Genomic DNA, 15,527 nt, shown 5'->3' with positions numbered 1-15,527 from the left:
AGCTTAACCTCCAACGTCCCCGCTGCCGCCCGGCTTCTCATCCTCCGGACGACAAAACAGCCTTCCCGAAGGAAGGCTCTTACTTGACGTCCCGGAAGGGATACAGCCAAATTTCGGCTGATTGCGATGTGTTCCTATCGAAGCTTATGCTCCAACGTCCCCGGCTGGCGCCTAGGGTTCTCATCCCCCCGGACAACAAAACAGCCTTCCCGAAGGAAGGCTGTTACTTGACGTCCCGGAAGGGATACAGCCAAATTTCGGCTGATTGCGATGTGTTCCTATCGAAGCTTATGCTCCAACGTCCCCGGCTGGCGCCTAGGGTTCTCATCCCCCCGGACAACAAAACAGCCTTCCCGAAGGAAGGCTGTTACTTGACGTCCCGGAAGGGATTCGAACCCCCGACCGTGCGCTTAGAAGGCGCATGCTCTATCCAACTGAGCTACCGGGACAAATGAAGAATCATGAAACTTAAAGCTGTAAAGATCATATGTATTAATGCAACGTTATTTATTATACCTGAATCACAGAATTTATCAAGACTAAACTCTCCCAGCCGGCAAAAGAAGCCCCTACATCCCACCGTGCAGGCGACTTCTGATCAGTCCATGAGATTTCCCGATACACAAACCCCAATAAAAAAGAAGCCTCCCGCATCCTGAATGCGGCAAGCTTCCTGCTCTATGGCCCATCCTATAGGTTATTGGTTGGTAATTGTGCAGTGAAGCTTCGAAGCAAGAGGTCCCGCCGGAATCAAGAGTACTGCCTGAAATGCTCACCCAGCTGCTTCTTCAGCTCTCCGAAGATCAGCAGCTCACGCTGGAACTTGGACCGTTCATCCTCCGGGCTCATTACAGTGCTGCCGGTGAAGCCGTTGACCGTCACATCCTTGAAAGCATCATGCAGATTGTTATCAAACCAATCGGTGGCGGTGTCCGCGTCATTCGTCAAAATACGGACAATTTCGTAACCCTCCTCACGCTGGTCCTCAACAATATACACCAAAAGTGCTGAATCGCCCACAGCTCCAGGCAATACGCCAACCTCTGCGCAAGGTGCTCCGTCATACTCGGTCATTCTGCGGATTTTGGCGTCTTTAATGTAATACACTTGTCATCCATCCCTCCTGGCAAATTTCCCTCTCCCCTAGTGTTCGGATAAGGACATACATTTTATCCCTTCCTTCGGCATATATCTGTATTACTTGGCAAAAAAGAAAGGACAGACAACAATCGCACAAAAGAGAGGATGAACCAACATGTGCGGAATAACCGGATTTGTCCAGTGGCGCGGTGATCTTACAGGGCACTCGCAACTGCTTGTCAGAATGACTGAAACTTTAGCGAACCGCGGACCGGATGCAGCCGGAACCTGGATTTCAGGACCCATTGCCTTCGGACACCGCAGACTCAGCGTCATTGATCCCGAGAACGGCGCACAGCCGATGATTGCCCGCCATGACGATAAGGTGTATGCAATTGTGTATAACGGCGAGCTATATAATGCCCCTGAGCTCAAAAAAGAGCTGAAGCAGCGCGGCCATCATTTCCTCACAGAATGCGATACCGAGGTACTCCTGCATGCCTATATCGAATGGGGACCGGACTGCACGGAGAAGCTGAATGGCATCTTCGCTTTTGCCGTCTGGGACAGCTTGCGCGATCAGGTCTTTCTGGCCCGCGACCGCCTGGGCGTGAAGCCTTTGTTCTACAGCCAAGTGGACGATGTCTTCGTATTCGGGTCCGAGCCGAAGGCGCTGCTGCAGCATCCCAAAGTCCAGCCGAAGGTTGGACCGGAAGGCCTTGCCGAAATCTTCATTATCGGTCCGGCCCGGACACCGGGACATGGTGTATACAAAGATATATTCGAGCTTCGTCCAGGTCATGCCATGATTTATAGCCGCAGCGGTATCCGTACCTACGCATATTGGAAGCTGGAGAGCGACCAGCACACGGATAACGTGGATGAAACGGCAGCCCGGGTGCGGGAATTACTCCAGGATACGCTGGAGCGCCAGCTTGTTTCCGATGTTCCGGTCTGCTCTCTGCTCTCCGGCGGACTGGACTCCAGCGCCTTAACTGCGCTTGCCGTAGATTATTACAACCGGACCGGCCAAGGCCGGGTTGATACCTACTCGGTGGATTATGTAGACAACGACAAGCATTTCAAAAGCCATTCCTTCCAGCCCGGAGCCGACGGCCCCTGGATTCAGCGGATGATCGATGAACTGAATACGAACCATCACTTTATTGCTTTTGATACACCTGAACTGGTAACAGCGCTCGACAACGCCCTCTACTCCCGCGATTTGCCGGGGATGACCGATGTGGATTCATCACTTTATTTATTCTGCCAGGAGATCAAAAAGAAGGCGACTGTCGCTATCTCCGGCGAAGCGGCAGATGAAATTTTCGGCGGCTACCCCTGGTTCCACCGTGAGGAGATGCTGTCTTCCGGCACCTTCCCCTGGTCGGTAGCACCCAAAATGCGTGCCAGTCTATTGTCGCCGGAAATGAATGAGTGGATACGTCCGCTGGAATATTTGGGTGACCGGTACAGCGACGCCGTGGCCGAGGTGCCGAAGCTTGACGGTGAGACCGGCAAACAGGCGCAGATGCGCGTCATGTCCTACCTCAACATTACCCGCTTCATGCCTACGCTGCTGGACCGCAAGGACCGGATGAGCATGGGCGTGGGCCTGGAGGTACGCGTTCCTTATTGTGACCACCGCCTGGTGCAGTATGTATTCAATATTCCCTGGGAGATCAAGACCGTAGGCAACCGTGAAAAAGGCATCCTGCGCAAAGCACTCGAAGGTGTACTGCCGGACGATGTGCTCTACCGCAAAAAAAGCCCGTACCCTAAAACACATAATCCTGCCTATCTGAACAAGGTGCGCTCACAGGTACTGAGTATACTGGATGATCCTTCTTCGCCAATCCTTCCGCTGATTGATCCGGCCAAAATCCGGGAAATCGCCGCATCACCGGAATCCTCCAGCAATCTGCCGTGGTTCGGCCAGCTGATGTCCGGCCCGCAATTATTCGCTTATCTGGCCCAGGTAGATCTGTGGCTGCGGAAATACAATGTCTCCATCGGCTAATGCCAAATAGATGTGAACATGCCCGCCAAGACCGTATAGCATACGTTCAGGCGGGCATGTTTTTTACATTAATATGAACTAAGCCTGTACAAGCCCGCCTACAGCCGCATACTCCGGGATATTAAGCGAAACGTTAATATTGAACCGGAATTCCAGCTTGTTGTCCTCAAAAATAATCGTGTACGTGACCACATAAGGAGTCTCAATGTAGTACAGCGCAAGCTTCAGCGTGTCCCCAGCCAGCCAGTTCGCGTAAGTGACTACCTGTTGCCGGTGTAACGAGAGGTCTTTGCTAAACACATCCTCCGTCCATACCGGTTTGCTGAAATCGAATGGCAGCACATTGTCCCGCTGATCGCCATACACCATTTGCAGCTTAAGCAGCGTGTTATTCCTGGTAAAAGAAATCTCCCGCAGCCCGTGGGGATTGCTGCTGATCTGGTATGTACCGCTGAGACCATACATCAGCCATTTCTCCGAAAAAGACTGCTGCGCCACAGGTAAGGCTGAAGTACTCCAATCGGACAATAGCTCCTGCAGACCGGCGTTATCCCCGGAATCCGGCAGCGGACTGCCTCCAAGCGTATCAAAAATATGCTCAAAAATCAGATCCAGCAATACCTGCAGCCGGTTCATACTCCCGAAGCTTGCCGCCACAGCAATGACTATATTCTGCTCCGGAGCCACCAGACACAGTTGTCCAAAAGATCCGTCTCCCCGGTAGCAGCCCCTACGGCATAGATGAAATTGGTAACCATAGCCCTGCGCCGAGTCAATCCGCTGCGCTCCGGCCCGGTTGTCGCTCTGCTCACTTGTAGCACGCTGTATGTACTGCTCCGATACAATTCTCTGCCCGTTATATATGCCTTTATTCAGCAGCAGCAGGCCAAACCTGGCTACACTTTCAGTAGACAGGCTGAGTCCCATCCCGCCAGCAGTGATTCCCTGCGGACAAGTCTCCCAGGATGGTCTCGGGATACCCAGTGGTCCGAACAAACGCGGCATCAGGTAATCGACCATACTTTGCCCGGTCACCCGTTCGAGGATGGCCGCCAGCATATAGCTGGAGGGGGTACTGTAGCGGTAATAACTTCCCGGCTCATGCTCAACCTGCTGGGCGAGGAAGGCGGTGATCCAGTCCTGTTCCTTGACTACAGCAGGATAAATATCTTCATGATGGCCCGCATTCATGGAGAGCAGATGATGCACTGTCATTTGCGCCAGATTAGAAGACACAGCTTCAGGCAGCTTGTCCGGGAAAAAGGAGATCACCGCATCCTCCAACTGCAGCAATCCCTCGTCCCAGGCAATGCCTATGGCTATAGAGGTAAAGCTTTTGCTAAGTGAATAAAGCAGCTGCGGGGTATCCGGACGGTACGGCATCCGGGTAAACTCTGCCGTAACCTTGCCGCCTTGCAGCAGCATGAAGCTGTTAACCTCAAGCCCCCGCTCCCTGACCTCCATGACAAAACGGCTTAAAGCCTGCGAAGATAATCCATGCTTCTCCGGATAATCTCTTATCAATTCCAACGTTGTGCCCCCCCATTGATTCCTTCTTTTCTCAGCATAAAAGCCGGGGCAGCGGATGTCGATGAGCTTTGATGTCTTGCCATTGGATTGTTGTCCTGCTTTTAAAAGCAAAGAGCAGGCCCCATTAGAGCCTGCTCCTTTCTTTATACGCCGCCACCCATAGATTGAACTAAGAGAAAACCAATAAAAGATGATCGTACAGAGGGGAATTTTGGAACTGTAGGAGCGTCAGCGACCGCCTGAAAGCTTTCCGAAGGAAAGCTCGCAACGGAAGCATAAGCAGTCCCCGGATTTCTACCGCTTATAGCGGTATGAATCAAGAAATCTGGGGACAACAGCGGCCGGAAGTCCAAATATTCACCGCAGTTACGGCCAACATCTAAATTGTAAACTGTTCTTCGTCAATCTATCCCACCTCAGAAATTGAAATTATCCGGGTCCGGGCCGAAGCGGTGATTCTGATTCAGGTCCTCAATGGCCTTAACATCGTCATCGCTGAGGGTGAAGTCGAAGAAGCCTGCATTCTCAATAATCCGCTCCGCATGCACGGATTTCGGAATCGTGATAACCCCCTGCTGCAGGTCCCAGCGCAGGACAATCTGCGCCACGGTCTTGCCGTACCGCTCCGCCAGCTCCTTCAGCAGCGGCACATCCAGGTTCCCCTGCATCAGCGGGCTCCACGCTTCCAGCTGAATGTCATGCTCCCGTGTATATTTCAGCAGTTCGCGCTGGGTTAGCAGCGGATGGAACTCGACCTGGTCAACCACAGGTACAACACCGCTGTCATCGATGATATCCTGCAGATGATGGGTCTGGAAGTTGCTGACGCCGATTGATTTGACCAGGCCTTCCTTTTGCAGATGAATCAGTGCTTTCCAGGTCTCTTTATATTTGCCGGCAACCGGCCAGTGAATAAGGTACAAATCAATCTGCTCCAGACCCAGCTTCTTCCGGCTGACTTCAAAAGCCTTCAGCGTAGATTCATAGCCCTGATCAGGATTGCGCACTTTAGTGGTAATAAACAGCTCTTCTCGGGGTACCCCGCATTCACGGATAGCTTGTCCAACGCCTTCTTCATTGTTGTACCCGGCTGCCGTATCAATGCTGCGGTACCCGGTCTCCACGGCAGCTTTCACTGCCTGGATAACTTCATCGCCATCCTTGGTCTGCCATACGCCAAGACCCAGCCAGGGCATGGTCACTCCGTCGTTCAAGGTAGGCCCGCCTGTAAATGGTGCGTTTAATTGACTCATATGTTTACCCTCCAAGCCTAATTTGAGTTCATCAAGCATCCTTAACCTTAAAAGCGCCTTCATAATCATCCAAAATCAGAATCAGTATAACAGATAGGAGCAAAGCCGCCAAAAGTGGCAAAAACATGTCCGGTCATCGTTGGCTGCTTCGGATAAAAAATGGAGTACAGCCTATTCTCCGGCTGTACTCCATTTCATTCCTGCTCTTATTTCTTGTCAATCAGCTTGAAATCATCAAAGTGGAACTCCGGTGATACGATGCAGGAGACCAGCACCGGCTCTTCACCCAGCGGACGGGCTGCCTGCCATACTCCGGCAGGAATAACTACCTGCGGCTGCTGGCCTGCGGCGATGTCCAGCCCCAGAATCACTTCCGTCACGTTCTCCGGCTGTTCACCGCTGCCGCCCAGGCTTAGCACAATCGGACTACCGGAATGATACAGCCAGATTTCGGAGGACAGCACAGTATGCCAATCCGAAGTCTCGTCAGCATGAAGCAGGAAATAGATCGAGGAAGCTGAAGCACGCGGCCCCGAATAGCTTCCGCCCAGAGTCTCCTGGGGAATCTCGAAGGATGAATTCCAAAGTCTCTTGTACCATCCGCCTTCAACGTGAGGCTGCAGCCCCAGCGTTTCTACGAGCGGTGAAATCTCTTTTTGCGTCACAGTATCTTCTCCTTAAAGTTTTGCGTAGCAAAACTGTCTTCGTAAGCATAGGCTTAGTTTTGCGTTGCATGCTTCGTAAGCATAGGCTTAGTTTTGCTTTTAACTTTAACGGAATGTGCCGCAATTGTAAAATAGTTCTGAGCTTATTTGCCGTCCTTGCTCGCCTTGAATACTTCTGCAATAGCTCCGATACTGCCAAGCGTTTCAACAGCACTGGTCGGCAGGAACACTTTGTTCGCCGGTCCCTTGGAGATTTCAGTCAATGCTTCGAAGGACTGATAAGCCAGTACTCTTTCATCCAGTCCTGCACTGGCGATCAGGGCAATCCGCATCTTCTCGGCTTGCGCGACCGCTTCAATCGCCTTGGCCTGGCCGAGGGCTTCCAGCTCCTGCGCCTGGCCGAGACCTTCCGCCTGACGGATACGCGCTTCCTTATCCCCCTCAGCCTTCAGGATCTTACTTTGCTTATCCCCTTCAGCGCGGAGGATCATATCCTGTTTGGCGGCTTCCGCCTCCAGTACAATCGCACGCTTGCTGCGCTCAGCCTTCATTTGTTTGTCCATCGCTTCCTGGATATCCAGCGGAGGCTTGATGTCGATAACTTCTACACGCTCAATCCGCACGCCCCATTTCTCAGTGGCTTCATCCAGCGCAAGACGGATATCCGAGGAGATTTTTTCACGGCCGGACAAGGTTTCATCCAGCTCCAGCTTACCGATAATCTGCCGCATCGTGGCTGTAGAGATATTACGTACACCATAGACATAATCGGAAATTCCGTAAGTTGCTTCTTCCGGTCCTACCACTTGATAGAAAATAATCGTGTCGATCTGTACCTGTACGTTATCCTTCGTGATTACCGTCTGCGGCGGTACATTCGCCTGTTGAATCCGCAGGTCATGATAGACCCGCACCTGATCAATTACCGGAATCAGAATATTCAGACCCGGTGTAAGCAGGCGGTTAAATTTACCGAGACGCTCCACGACCCCCACTCGTTGCTGCGGGACAATCTTGATAGTCAGTGCGATAAATACTACGACAACAACAACAATAATTCCGATAATAGCTAACTCCATCAGTACATATCCCCCCATCGTTCTACTTCAATAATTGTGGTGCCTCTTCTTACAACAATAACCTCTTGATCCTTGCCTAGCGCCACTGTGGATGTTGCACTCCATGTATCGCCGCCTACCTTGACCTGCCCGTAACGGCCGGGCTCAATCGCTTCGACGACCAGACCCTTTCGGCCGACAATATCGGTACCGGTATCCTTGAAGCCCCTGGAATTGCGTAATCTCGCTGCCAAGGGTTTGGTGAAAACCGTCAATATCAAGGCCACCAGTGAACCGGCCACCACTTGCAGCAATAATGCTTCCGGGAGCAGAAGCGCGACCAAGCCGGCAACCAATGCTCCGAGACTAAGCCATAATAGGTAGAATGTAAACGTAAACATTTCTACAACAAACAAGACGCCAGCGGCAATCAACCATAATACCCAAACAACCATCGGTGAATCCACCACCTTCCGCTATATACTACTATAACGAAATAAACAGCATCACGTTTCATAAATAAATTAAAACCGGGACAGCAGCCTGCCTCTTCATTATATTTCAGCTTATGGAAGCTTATGAACGCTGGCAGTACTTCTATGTATTACAACGCATAATTTCCACCTAAGTATATGTAAACATTTAATTATTCAAACGAAGCAGTAAAAGGCGGGAATGGCAAAATGATACTCTGGCTAGAGCGCATAAAAAACGGTGCAGGCTTATGCCGGCACCGTTTCTTCGTGTGGAGATATATTATTGCTGATAAGTCTTCATTTCTTAGTTCAGCTTCCAAAGAGCCGGTGTTGTAGACGGTTCCCAGCTTACCAGCGAGGTGTGTGCCTGCAGACATGTATATGATTTCCCGCTGTAGGTTACAACATCACCCGCTTTATAAGCAATTCCGGCAGCCCAGGCTGAGGCACCCGTGGTTGCCGTCGGGGTTACCGTGACCACAGGCGTCGCGGTTGGTGCTGCTGTCGGCGTAGCCGAAGGACTTACAGTGGGAGTGGCTGTAGCGGAAGGCTGCGGTGTAGTGTTGCCGCAAGTGCCGACAACCCTCCAGACTCCGAAGGCACCGCTGAGATCCGGCCGTTCGCCCTGCGTCCACCACTGGGCTTGATAGAGCAGTCCGCCGTAGGAGGCCTGCTGTCCTTGAGTGTAGACGGCGGTTGAACTCCAAGCCGCTGCCGTACATTGACCTGGTGTTGCAGTAGGTGTAACTGTTGCGGTCGGTGTGGCTGTAGCAGTCGGTGTGGCACTCGGCTTAACCGTTGCCGTAGGTGTCGGCGATGGCGTTGCCGACGGTTTCACTGTTGCTGTTGGCGTAGGGCTTGGCGTCGCCGAAGGCGTTGGTGAAGGAGTCACCACTCCGCCGCTAAGATCAGCGCTTAGCTTCGTCTGCAGTGTCCGGTTACGGTCGCCGCTGGTCTCCCAGAACATGGCTCCGGCCAGGCCTTTGGATTTCAGATAACTTGTTTTGTAGCCAATGGATTCTACATCATCGTAGCTGATAAATGTCTGATTTGAAGGATTATAAAGATAAGGAACCTTGGAAGTGTTGTTCCAGTAGCGGGTGTAGCCGTTCTTGTTGATGTAGTTGGCTTCCAGATCACTGAAATCATAGTTGCCCTTCTCCCAGGTGCCTGTGGAGGAGATTCCCGCCGAGACCTGGTACTGGCCATTCCCCGCAGCCGGAGCACCTCCCCAGCCTCTGCCATAGAACGGCATGCCGAGCACGAGTTTACCCGCCGGCACGCCGGCACTCAGATAGCTGGTAACCGCTTTGTCGATATTGTAATTCGCCGGCTCGGTCAGCCCCGATGAAGCTGCAGCCGGATCATAATAGAGCGGCGCGTTGTGTCCCGTAGTTGTATTCCAGCTTCCGTTGAAGTCATAGGTCATGATATTAATCCAGTCCACCACTGCAGCGATCCCGCTGAGATTATTGTTCTGGATATAAGCAGGTCCTGCGCCGGAAGCAATGGTCAGCAGATACGTTTTGCCGTCGGCAGTTCCTGCCGCATTCAGCTTCTCGCGGATCTTCTGCAGCAGAAGAACATAGTTCTGTTTATCCTCCGGACGGTAGCTGTTGCCCGCCAGTCCTCCGCTGACCGGGTATTCCCAGTCCAGATCAACGCCGTCCATCTGGTATTTGCGGATGAAATCAACGGCTGAATTGGCGAATACCTCACGGGTTGCCGCACTAGCAGCCACATCCGAGAAGCGGTTCGACCACGTCCAGCCGCCGATGGAGATGACCGTCTTCAGGTTTGGATTCTTCTCCTTCAGCTTCCAGAGCTGCTTCAGGTTACCCTTGATCGGGTCATCCCATTTATCGTCGCCGAAGCTTTTCTGGGCATCGATCCAGGGATCACCCAGCACAATGGTTCCGTTCGGAACGCTGATCGTCTGGCCTTGCTCGTTCTGACAGGACCAGGTTACCGGATTCGGACCGGTAGGGTCTGGATTGCCATGTATCCCGTTCCAGCAAATATCCGCAAACGCATAGTTGATTACATTCATTTTATTAGGATCAATATCCGTTACATTGTACGCCCGCCCGTAAGCGGCCCAGGAAGCATAATACCCGACAAGCTTGTAATCCGAAGCTGCATTAGCCGTTCTGGGATTTGTACCGAAAGCCGAAAAAAGGGTAAGGATAAGAACTGCCGCCAAGCCAAGCACAAAGGGTTTACGAGCTTTACTTTTGATAAAGAACATTTCGTTATTACCTCCCCGGTTCAATGCGTTACCCAATCAGAAAGCTTCAGCGCTCACCTCCAGGACCCTATTGACCCCCACCCTGTAAATCTATTAAATTCACAACTAGCAGGCTGAAATGCTATAGGCCAGCCCAAAAAAGCGCAGCTAAGCTGCATACCTGCGGATCTCGTGCTCTCTTGCCGGGTGTCTACTCGTAACTATGGCTTATGCTTGTGTAGTAAGTTTTGCGTCATTCAGCTAGGCTGCCTCTGTTTGCAAAACTTGTGAAGGGAATGGGGTAGCGGAAGAATGCAGAATGTTCGAAAGGGGTGAAGTCAACTCTTATTCTCATACAAAGCACGCTGCTGCGCTAGGGGTAAATTTCCATACTGAGGGGGGATTATCATCTAATTTCCATATCTCAACAAGTGGAAACGGCTTTGCCGTCCTTTTAAAGGACGGTACCGTTTCAGCGAGAAATAGAAGGATAATTTATAGCATGAAATATATAAATTCTTATATTTTAAAAAATCCGGAAGCCCCGTGCATGTTACACATGCATGGAGGCTTCCGGATAAGCTTCAGCTTCTATTTCACGTCCCGCTGCCGGCAGCAAGCTTCTCTGTCAGCAGACGCAGTGCCGCGCCACGGTGGCTGACCGCCTGCTTGTCTTCCAGCGTCAGCTCCGCCATCGTCTTCTCAAACTGCGGAAGATAGAAGAGCGGGTCATAGCCGAAGCCTCCTCCGCCCGCAGGCTCCGAGGTAATCCAGCCTTCCACTGTTCCTTCCGCCGTCAGCTCCCGCCCGTCCGCCGGATCATACAGCGACAGAGCACAGACGAACCGGGCCGGACTGAGCAACGGCTGGCCGGTATCCTCACCCTGCTTCAGCCTCTCCAGCTCGCTCAGCAGCTTCAGGTTGTTCGCTTCATCATCTGCAGGCTCCCCGGCGTAGCGGGCCGAGTATACTCCCGGACTGCCGTCCAGCGCTTCCACGCATAGACCGGAATCATCCGCAAGCACCGGAAATCCGAGTGCATCCCCTACCGCCCGGGATTTTTTGAAGGCATTCTCGGCAAAAGTCACCCCGTCCTCCACCACATCCGGCAGATCGGGGTAATCGAACATGCTTTTGACGGTGAGTCCAAGGGGAGCAAAGGCGTGCTGGAACTCCCGCACCTTGCCTTTATTCTTCGTCGCGACAATCAGAATCCCGCTGCCGGACTTCATATTACACCTCTTGGCCAGGCTGGCCGGAAGGGATTTTGAGCGCAATGGGGCCCAGTACTTCTTTTTGAACGGCGATCAGCTCGTAGATCCCCTTCTCGCCCAGACCCAGCAGCTGGTCAAGCTCCTGGCGGGTAAACGGCCGCTCTTCGCCTGTACCCTGCACTTCAACAAACGCACCGCCGCCTGTCATAACCACATTCATATCAACCTTCGCTTTGGAATCCTCTTCATAGTTCAGATCGAGCAGCGTTTTGTCACCGACGACACCGACGCTGATCGCCGCCAGGTAATCCGTAATCGGAAATACGGCCAGCTTGTGCTGCAGCGCAAGCTTATTCATGGCAAAGGCCATCGCTACAAAAGCGCCCGTAATCGAAGCTGTCCGTGTCCCCCCGTCCGCCTGAATCACATCGCAATCCAGCGTAATACTGCGTTCGCCCAGTGCCTGCAGATTCACTACGGAACGGAGTGCCCGTCCGATCAGACGCTGAATTTCCATCGTCCGTCCGGTAAGCTTGCCGCGTGCTGCTTCGCGCTGGTTACGGGTCTGGGTGGCCCGGGGAAGCATGGAATATTCGGCAGTGACCCAGCCTTTGCCTTGTCCTTTCAGAAACGGCGGAACTTTCTCATCCACGGTTGCCGTGCAGATGACTTTGGTATCTCCCATCTCAATAATTACAGAGCCCTCTGCATATTTGTTGGTTTGGGTGGTTATCGTCAGCGGCCGGAGCTGGTCTTCTTGGCGCCCGTTTGATCTCATCTTTTCTGCCTCCTACATCGTATAGCCCTAAGTTTGTGTGTACACGAATCCATCCCTTATCTTATACGCAGAAACGGGTGCCGTCCTCTGCTTCAGAGAACGGCACCGCTATTCCTGTCAAGATATCCGGATCAATGAACCTTTATTCTATCAAAGAGCAGGCACAAAAGCATCTTTTAGGCATGCATATCATTCTACAGCGGCAGCTCGTTCACATATTCCGGTGCCGAGACCGGCTGGCCGTAATCGATATTATTGGTTCCCGTAACTGTTTCTTTACCGTTCAGGCGGATCTGCACCAGGGCATCGTCCGTATTCTGGGCAACCGTCAGCACGACCGATTCCAGCATTTCCTCAGGAACGCTTGTGCTGCCTTCGAACATCTCATCCTTCAGGGAAACGGTAACTACCCCATTCTGGCCTGCTTCCACGGAATCAACCACCGTGCCCTGCGTCATGACCATCTCCAGGCCATTCTCGGACTGTGGTCCGGCAATCAGCTCGTTCAGAGCTGCCTTCACCGAATCTCCCCCTGCGGGTACAAAGCGCGTAACCGGAACATAATACTGATGAATGCCATCCGGAGAAGCAGCAGAGAAGTAGACGGTCACTGCGCTGGAGTTCATCATGAGCGCACTCTGCTTCGGCAGGTTAATGCCCATGGCGCGGGACAGCGGCCGATCCAGCGGAGTACCCTGCAGCGGCATTTCGGTAAGCTTTTTGCCATCGACCCAGAGCTGTACGCCCTGGATATCTTCCTGACCCGTCAGGGTCCAAGTGACTGCCTCCAGAATTTTGCGTTCATCCGCCGGATCATAGTCATTGAATGCCGAATTGAATTCAACGATGGCCACCTTATCCTGGCCGATAGATACATTGTTCACTTCCGTCCCTGCCGGCAGTACGCCCTGGAAGCCTTCGGGCAGTACAGATTTGTATGCCCCCTTGCTGACTAGCGCAGTAAGAGAATCCTCCAGCATTGCTGTGCCCTCCCCTTGCGGAAGAGCCAGAGACACCGGTGCCAGCAGGCCGTGCTGATCCTCCAGGTACACGGTTGTCCGTTCTCCAGCCGCAGCGGAGACTGCCGCATCTTTAACCCCCGCTGCGAGATCACTCTCATCCAGCGAGACCGGTCCCAGAACCCCGGTGTCGAGTGTGCCTTCTCCGCTGACCTGCAGCATTTGTGCTTCGACTTCACCCGGAGGCGGGTCTACCGCTGCCGATTCCGAACCGAACAGACTGCAGCCGGAGAGCATAATCGGAACGGCCAGCAGGCAAGCCGCGGAAACCCCGCGGATGTGTTTCATAGGCTTATTCAATCTTCATTACCCCTTTCAACGCTAAGATCAGTTTGTACTGCTATGTATACGAGCCCTTAGTCCAAAAAATAACAACAGCTTATCCTAAATTGCAGAAGTTCTGTCCGGACGGGCAGATACAGCCAGGGTCCGGACCGATGCAGCCAGATACAGCCCATGAATCCGCACGGTTCTGGACATCAGTCTGCCGCTTGCGTACAATTTAGTACAAACAGCTATCCTAACTTAATTACGAATGGAGGACTTCTCATGACTGATTCCAAAATCCCTTACAGCCTCAACAGCAAAGCCGTCGCCGAAGCCACCCGGTTCTGGCTGCAGAAACGCGGGGTAACCATACTTGAGATTGCCGAGCTTGTCATGCTGCTGCAGAAGAAGTATTATCCGAACCTGACCATGGAGGAATGCGTTCATAATGTGGAGATGGTACTGAGCAAAAGAGAGGTGCAGAATGCGGTGCTGACCGGCATCCAGCTTGATGTACTGGCCGAGGAAGGCAAGCTGTTCGCTCCCCTGCAGGATATGATTGAGAATGATGAAGGGCTGTACGGGGTGGATGAGATTCTGGCGTTCTCCATCGTGAATGTATATGGCAGCATCGGCTTCACTAACTATGGCTATGTGGACAAGCTGAAGCCTGGAGTACTGGAGAGGCTGAATGACAAGACAACCGGCCAGATCCATACGTATCTGGATGACATCGTAGGTGCTGTAGCCGCAGCTGCCAGCAGCCGTATTGCCCACCGCAAGCAGGCAGAACGCGAACAGGAGCTTGGGCTGCCCCATGCACCGGAGGATGTTGAAGAAGCCGCGCGGAGAAAGGTTCCGGAGAATGAGGAGCTGGAGTAAGACGATATTACATTGATTTTATTTTGAAAGGTGCGAAGTGTGAATGACCTATTCGTTTGTAGTTGAGCCTGTGTCCGTTCTTGATTTTGACAGTGAAGATGAGCTGATTGACCGGTGTAAGGAATGGAATCTCCTGCCCGCTACAGCCACCCGGGTCAAAACTTATCAGTATAAGAGAAACGGCCTGACACTGCCGGTAGAAATTGTAGGCTACGTGGACAGCCTGACCGTGGTGATACAGTTTGAGAATAAACAGCAGCACTGCATACATCCCGCTTATCTGAAAGAAATGCAGACCGCTGCTTTTGGACAACGCGCTTCGGCGGCTGAAGCAGCCAAGGCGGATGATTCCACAGAGGTAACGGAAGAGACTCTGCCAGCCGTGAACGTTCTGGAGGAGCAGGAAAGCCAGGAAGTACCGGAAGCAGAAACAGCAAGCAAGGAGATTCTGGCTGCTCCGGACAGCGCAGATTCAGATTCACCAAAGCAAGCGATACCGGAAATTCCGCAGAAAAAAGCAGCCGCCTCCAAAAAGAAAGCCGCTGTCCAGCTGCCTGAAGACAAGCTCGCGATTACCGCTAGGGTCAAAGAGTTCACAACCGTCCCCAATCATTTCTCGGACAACGATGATGAAGTTATTATATATGAAGCCGTTTCGGTCGAAGGCCATGATCTGGCGATTGAGGAAGTCTGGTCCAGCCATAGCGCCACGCTGAAGAAGCTGGAGCTTAATCCCGGCGATAAAGTATCCTTCGAAGCCAAGATCGTCGCCAAGAAGCTCACGCAGCATCCGGTTAAATACAAGGTCAATAACCCGTCCAAAATGAAAAAAATCGATCCGGATTCATAGGATTCCTAGAGTCCTAGTAAATTGCTTGCTGAAGATATGCAATGACCCGATTGCGTATTAGGCGGTATGCTTAATTGCACTTTGTACAACTAAATCGTCTGATTTTCAACCGATTAACCGTTTAGTTGTATTTCGTACAATTAAACTGCGATTTATAGATTGGTTCTCACCATTCAGGCAGATTTAGTTGTACAGAATACAGTTATAT

13 protein-coding genes and 1 tRNA gene are annotated in these 15,527 nt (G+C 52.2%); 3 read left to right on the top strand and 11 right to left on the bottom strand.

The genetic code is table 11. The features are described from left to right. Window positions 1-375: 375 nt before the first annotated feature. Window positions 376-449: transfer RNA gene (locus NYE33_RS10825), tRNA-Arg, on the bottom strand. 301 nt (window positions 450-750) lie between these two features. Next, window positions 751-1,107: a hypothetical protein gene (locus tag NYE33_RS10820; protein WP_042139687.1), complete on the bottom strand. Its 357-nt coding sequence runs from the start codon at window positions 1,105-1,107 to the stop codon at window positions 751-753. 148 nt (window positions 1,108-1,255) lie between these two features. On the opposite strand from NYE33_RS10820, the gene asnB reads away from it, so the two are divergent. Then, window positions 1,256-3,100: an asparagine synthase (glutamine-hydrolyzing) gene (asnB, locus tag NYE33_RS10815; RefSeq protein WP_076248375.1), complete on the top strand. Its 1,845-nt coding sequence runs from the start codon at window positions 1,256-1,258 to the stop codon at window positions 3,098-3,100. 78 nt (window positions 3,101-3,178) lie between these two features. Here the strand turns inward: asnB and NYE33_RS10810 are convergent, their stop codons facing one another. The 9 genes from NYE33_RS10810 to NYE33_RS10770 form a co-directional block, all read right to left on the bottom strand. Further along, window positions 3,179-4,630: a serine hydrolase domain-containing protein gene (locus NYE33_RS10810; RefSeq protein ID WP_076248378.1), complete on the bottom strand. Its 1,452-nt coding sequence runs from the start codon at window positions 4,628-4,630 to the stop codon at window positions 3,179-3,181. Window positions 4,631-5,046: 416 nt separating this feature from the next. Then, a complete protein-coding gene (locus tag NYE33_RS10805; RefSeq protein WP_076248381.1) occupies window positions 5,047-5,883 on the bottom strand; it encodes an aldo/keto reductase in 837 nt (278 codons plus the stop codon). Between the two features lie 206 nt (window positions 5,884-6,089). Next, the gene (locus NYE33_RS10800; RefSeq protein ID WP_039297676.1) at window positions 6,090-6,548 is read right to left on the bottom strand and encodes a cupin domain-containing protein; all 459 of its coding nucleotides are present in this window, start codon (window positions 6,546-6,548) and stop codon (window positions 6,090-6,092) included. A gap of 143 nt (window positions 6,549-6,691) precedes the next feature. Continuing rightward, complete coding sequence (locus tag NYE33_RS10795) at window positions 6,692-7,627, bottom strand: SPFH domain-containing protein (protein ID WP_099052495.1); 936 nt, start codon at window positions 7,625-7,627, stop codon at window positions 6,692-6,694. Then, window positions 7,627-8,061: an NfeD family protein gene (locus tag NYE33_RS10790; protein WP_336102444.1), complete on the bottom strand. Its 435-nt coding sequence runs from the start codon at window positions 8,059-8,061 to the stop codon at window positions 7,627-7,629. The genes NYE33_RS10795 and NYE33_RS10790 overlap by 1 nt, the downstream gene beginning before the upstream one ends. 325 nt (window positions 8,062-8,386) lie before the next feature. After that, complete coding sequence (locus tag NYE33_RS10785; RefSeq protein WP_341065721.1) at window positions 8,387-10,330, bottom strand: glycosyl hydrolase family 18 protein; 1,944 nt, start codon at window positions 10,328-10,330, stop codon at window positions 8,387-8,389. Window positions 10,331-10,905: 575 nt separating this feature from the next. Continuing rightward, window positions 10,906-11,541, bottom strand: a complete 636-nt coding sequence (locus tag NYE33_RS10780) for an XTP/dITP diphosphatase (protein ID WP_042139694.1) — start codon at window positions 11,539-11,541, stop codon at window positions 10,906-10,908. Between the two features lies 1 nt (window position 11,542). After that, window positions 11,543-12,301 (bottom strand): ribonuclease PH, encoded by a 759-nt coding sequence (rph, locus tag NYE33_RS10775; RefSeq protein ID WP_042139695.1) that lies wholly within the window; start codon window positions 12,299-12,301, stop codon window positions 11,543-11,545. Window positions 12,302-12,495: 194 nt separating this feature from the next. Next, complete coding sequence (locus tag NYE33_RS10770) at window positions 12,496-13,608, bottom strand: GerMN domain-containing protein (protein ID WP_042141592.1); 1,113 nt, start codon at window positions 13,606-13,608, stop codon at window positions 12,496-12,498. A gap of 261 nt (window positions 13,609-13,869) precedes the next feature. On the opposite strand from NYE33_RS10770, the gene NYE33_RS10765 reads away from it, so the two are divergent. Beyond that, the gene (locus NYE33_RS10765; RefSeq protein ID WP_042139697.1) at window positions 13,870-14,469 is read left to right on the top strand and encodes a phosphatidylglycerophosphatase A family protein; all 600 of its coding nucleotides are present in this window, start codon (window positions 13,870-13,872) and stop codon (window positions 14,467-14,469) included. Between the two features lie 43 nt (window positions 14,470-14,512). Continuing rightward, window positions 14,513-15,319, top strand: a complete 807-nt coding sequence (locus NYE33_RS10760; RefSeq protein WP_042139698.1) for a hypothetical protein — start codon at window positions 14,513-14,515, stop codon at window positions 15,317-15,319. Window positions 15,320-15,527 lie beyond the last annotated feature (208 nt).

It is taken from the genome of Paenibacillus sp. FSL R10-2199 (assembly GCF_038000235.1).
GTDB classification, from domain to species: domain Bacteria; phylum Bacillota; class Bacilli; order Paenibacillales; family Paenibacillaceae; genus Paenibacillus_AQ; species Paenibacillus_AQ phytohabitans.
Note: the sequence above shows the minus strand (reverse complement) of the source record. Positions and strands in the feature narration are given on the sequence as shown.

Excerpts from the sequence above, each read along its gene's own strand:
- asnB (WP_076248375.1), top strand. The coding sequence starts at position 1,256 with ATGTGCGGAATAACCGGATTTGTCCAGTGGCGCGGTGATCTTACAGGG.
- NYE33_RS10790 (WP_336102444.1), bottom strand. The coding sequence starts at position 8,061 with ATGGTTGTTTGGGTATTATGGTTGATTGCCGCTGGCGTCTTGTTTGTT.
- NYE33_RS10785 (WP_341065721.1), bottom strand. The coding sequence starts at position 10,330 with ATGTTCTTTATCAAAAGTAAAGCTCGTAAACCCTTTGTGCTTGGCTTG.
- NYE33_RS10765 (WP_042139697.1), top strand. The coding sequence starts at position 13,870 with ATGACTGATTCCAAAATCCCTTACAGCCTCAACAGCAAAGCCGTCGCC.
- NYE33_RS10780 (WP_042139694.1), bottom strand. The coding sequence starts at position 11,541 with ATGAAGTCCGGCAGCGGGATTCTGATTGTCGCGACGAAGAATAAAGGC.
- rph (WP_042139695.1), bottom strand. The coding sequence starts at position 12,301 with ATGAGATCAAACGGGCGCCAAGAAGACCAGCTCCGGCCGCTGACGATA.
- NYE33_RS10795 (WP_099052495.1), bottom strand. The coding sequence starts at position 7,627 with ATGGAGTTAGCTATTATCGGAATTATTGTTGTTGTTGTCGTAGTATTT.
- NYE33_RS10805 (WP_076248381.1), bottom strand. The coding sequence starts at position 5,883 with ATGAGTCAATTAAACGCACCATTTACAGGCGGGCCTACCTTGAACGAC.
- NYE33_RS10770 (WP_042141592.1), bottom strand. The coding sequence starts at position 13,608 with ATGAAACACATCCGCGGGGTTTCCGCGGCTTGCCTGCTGGCCGTTCCG.
- NYE33_RS10760 (WP_042139698.1), top strand. The coding sequence starts at position 14,513 with ATGACCTATTCGTTTGTAGTTGAGCCTGTGTCCGTTCTTGATTTTGAC.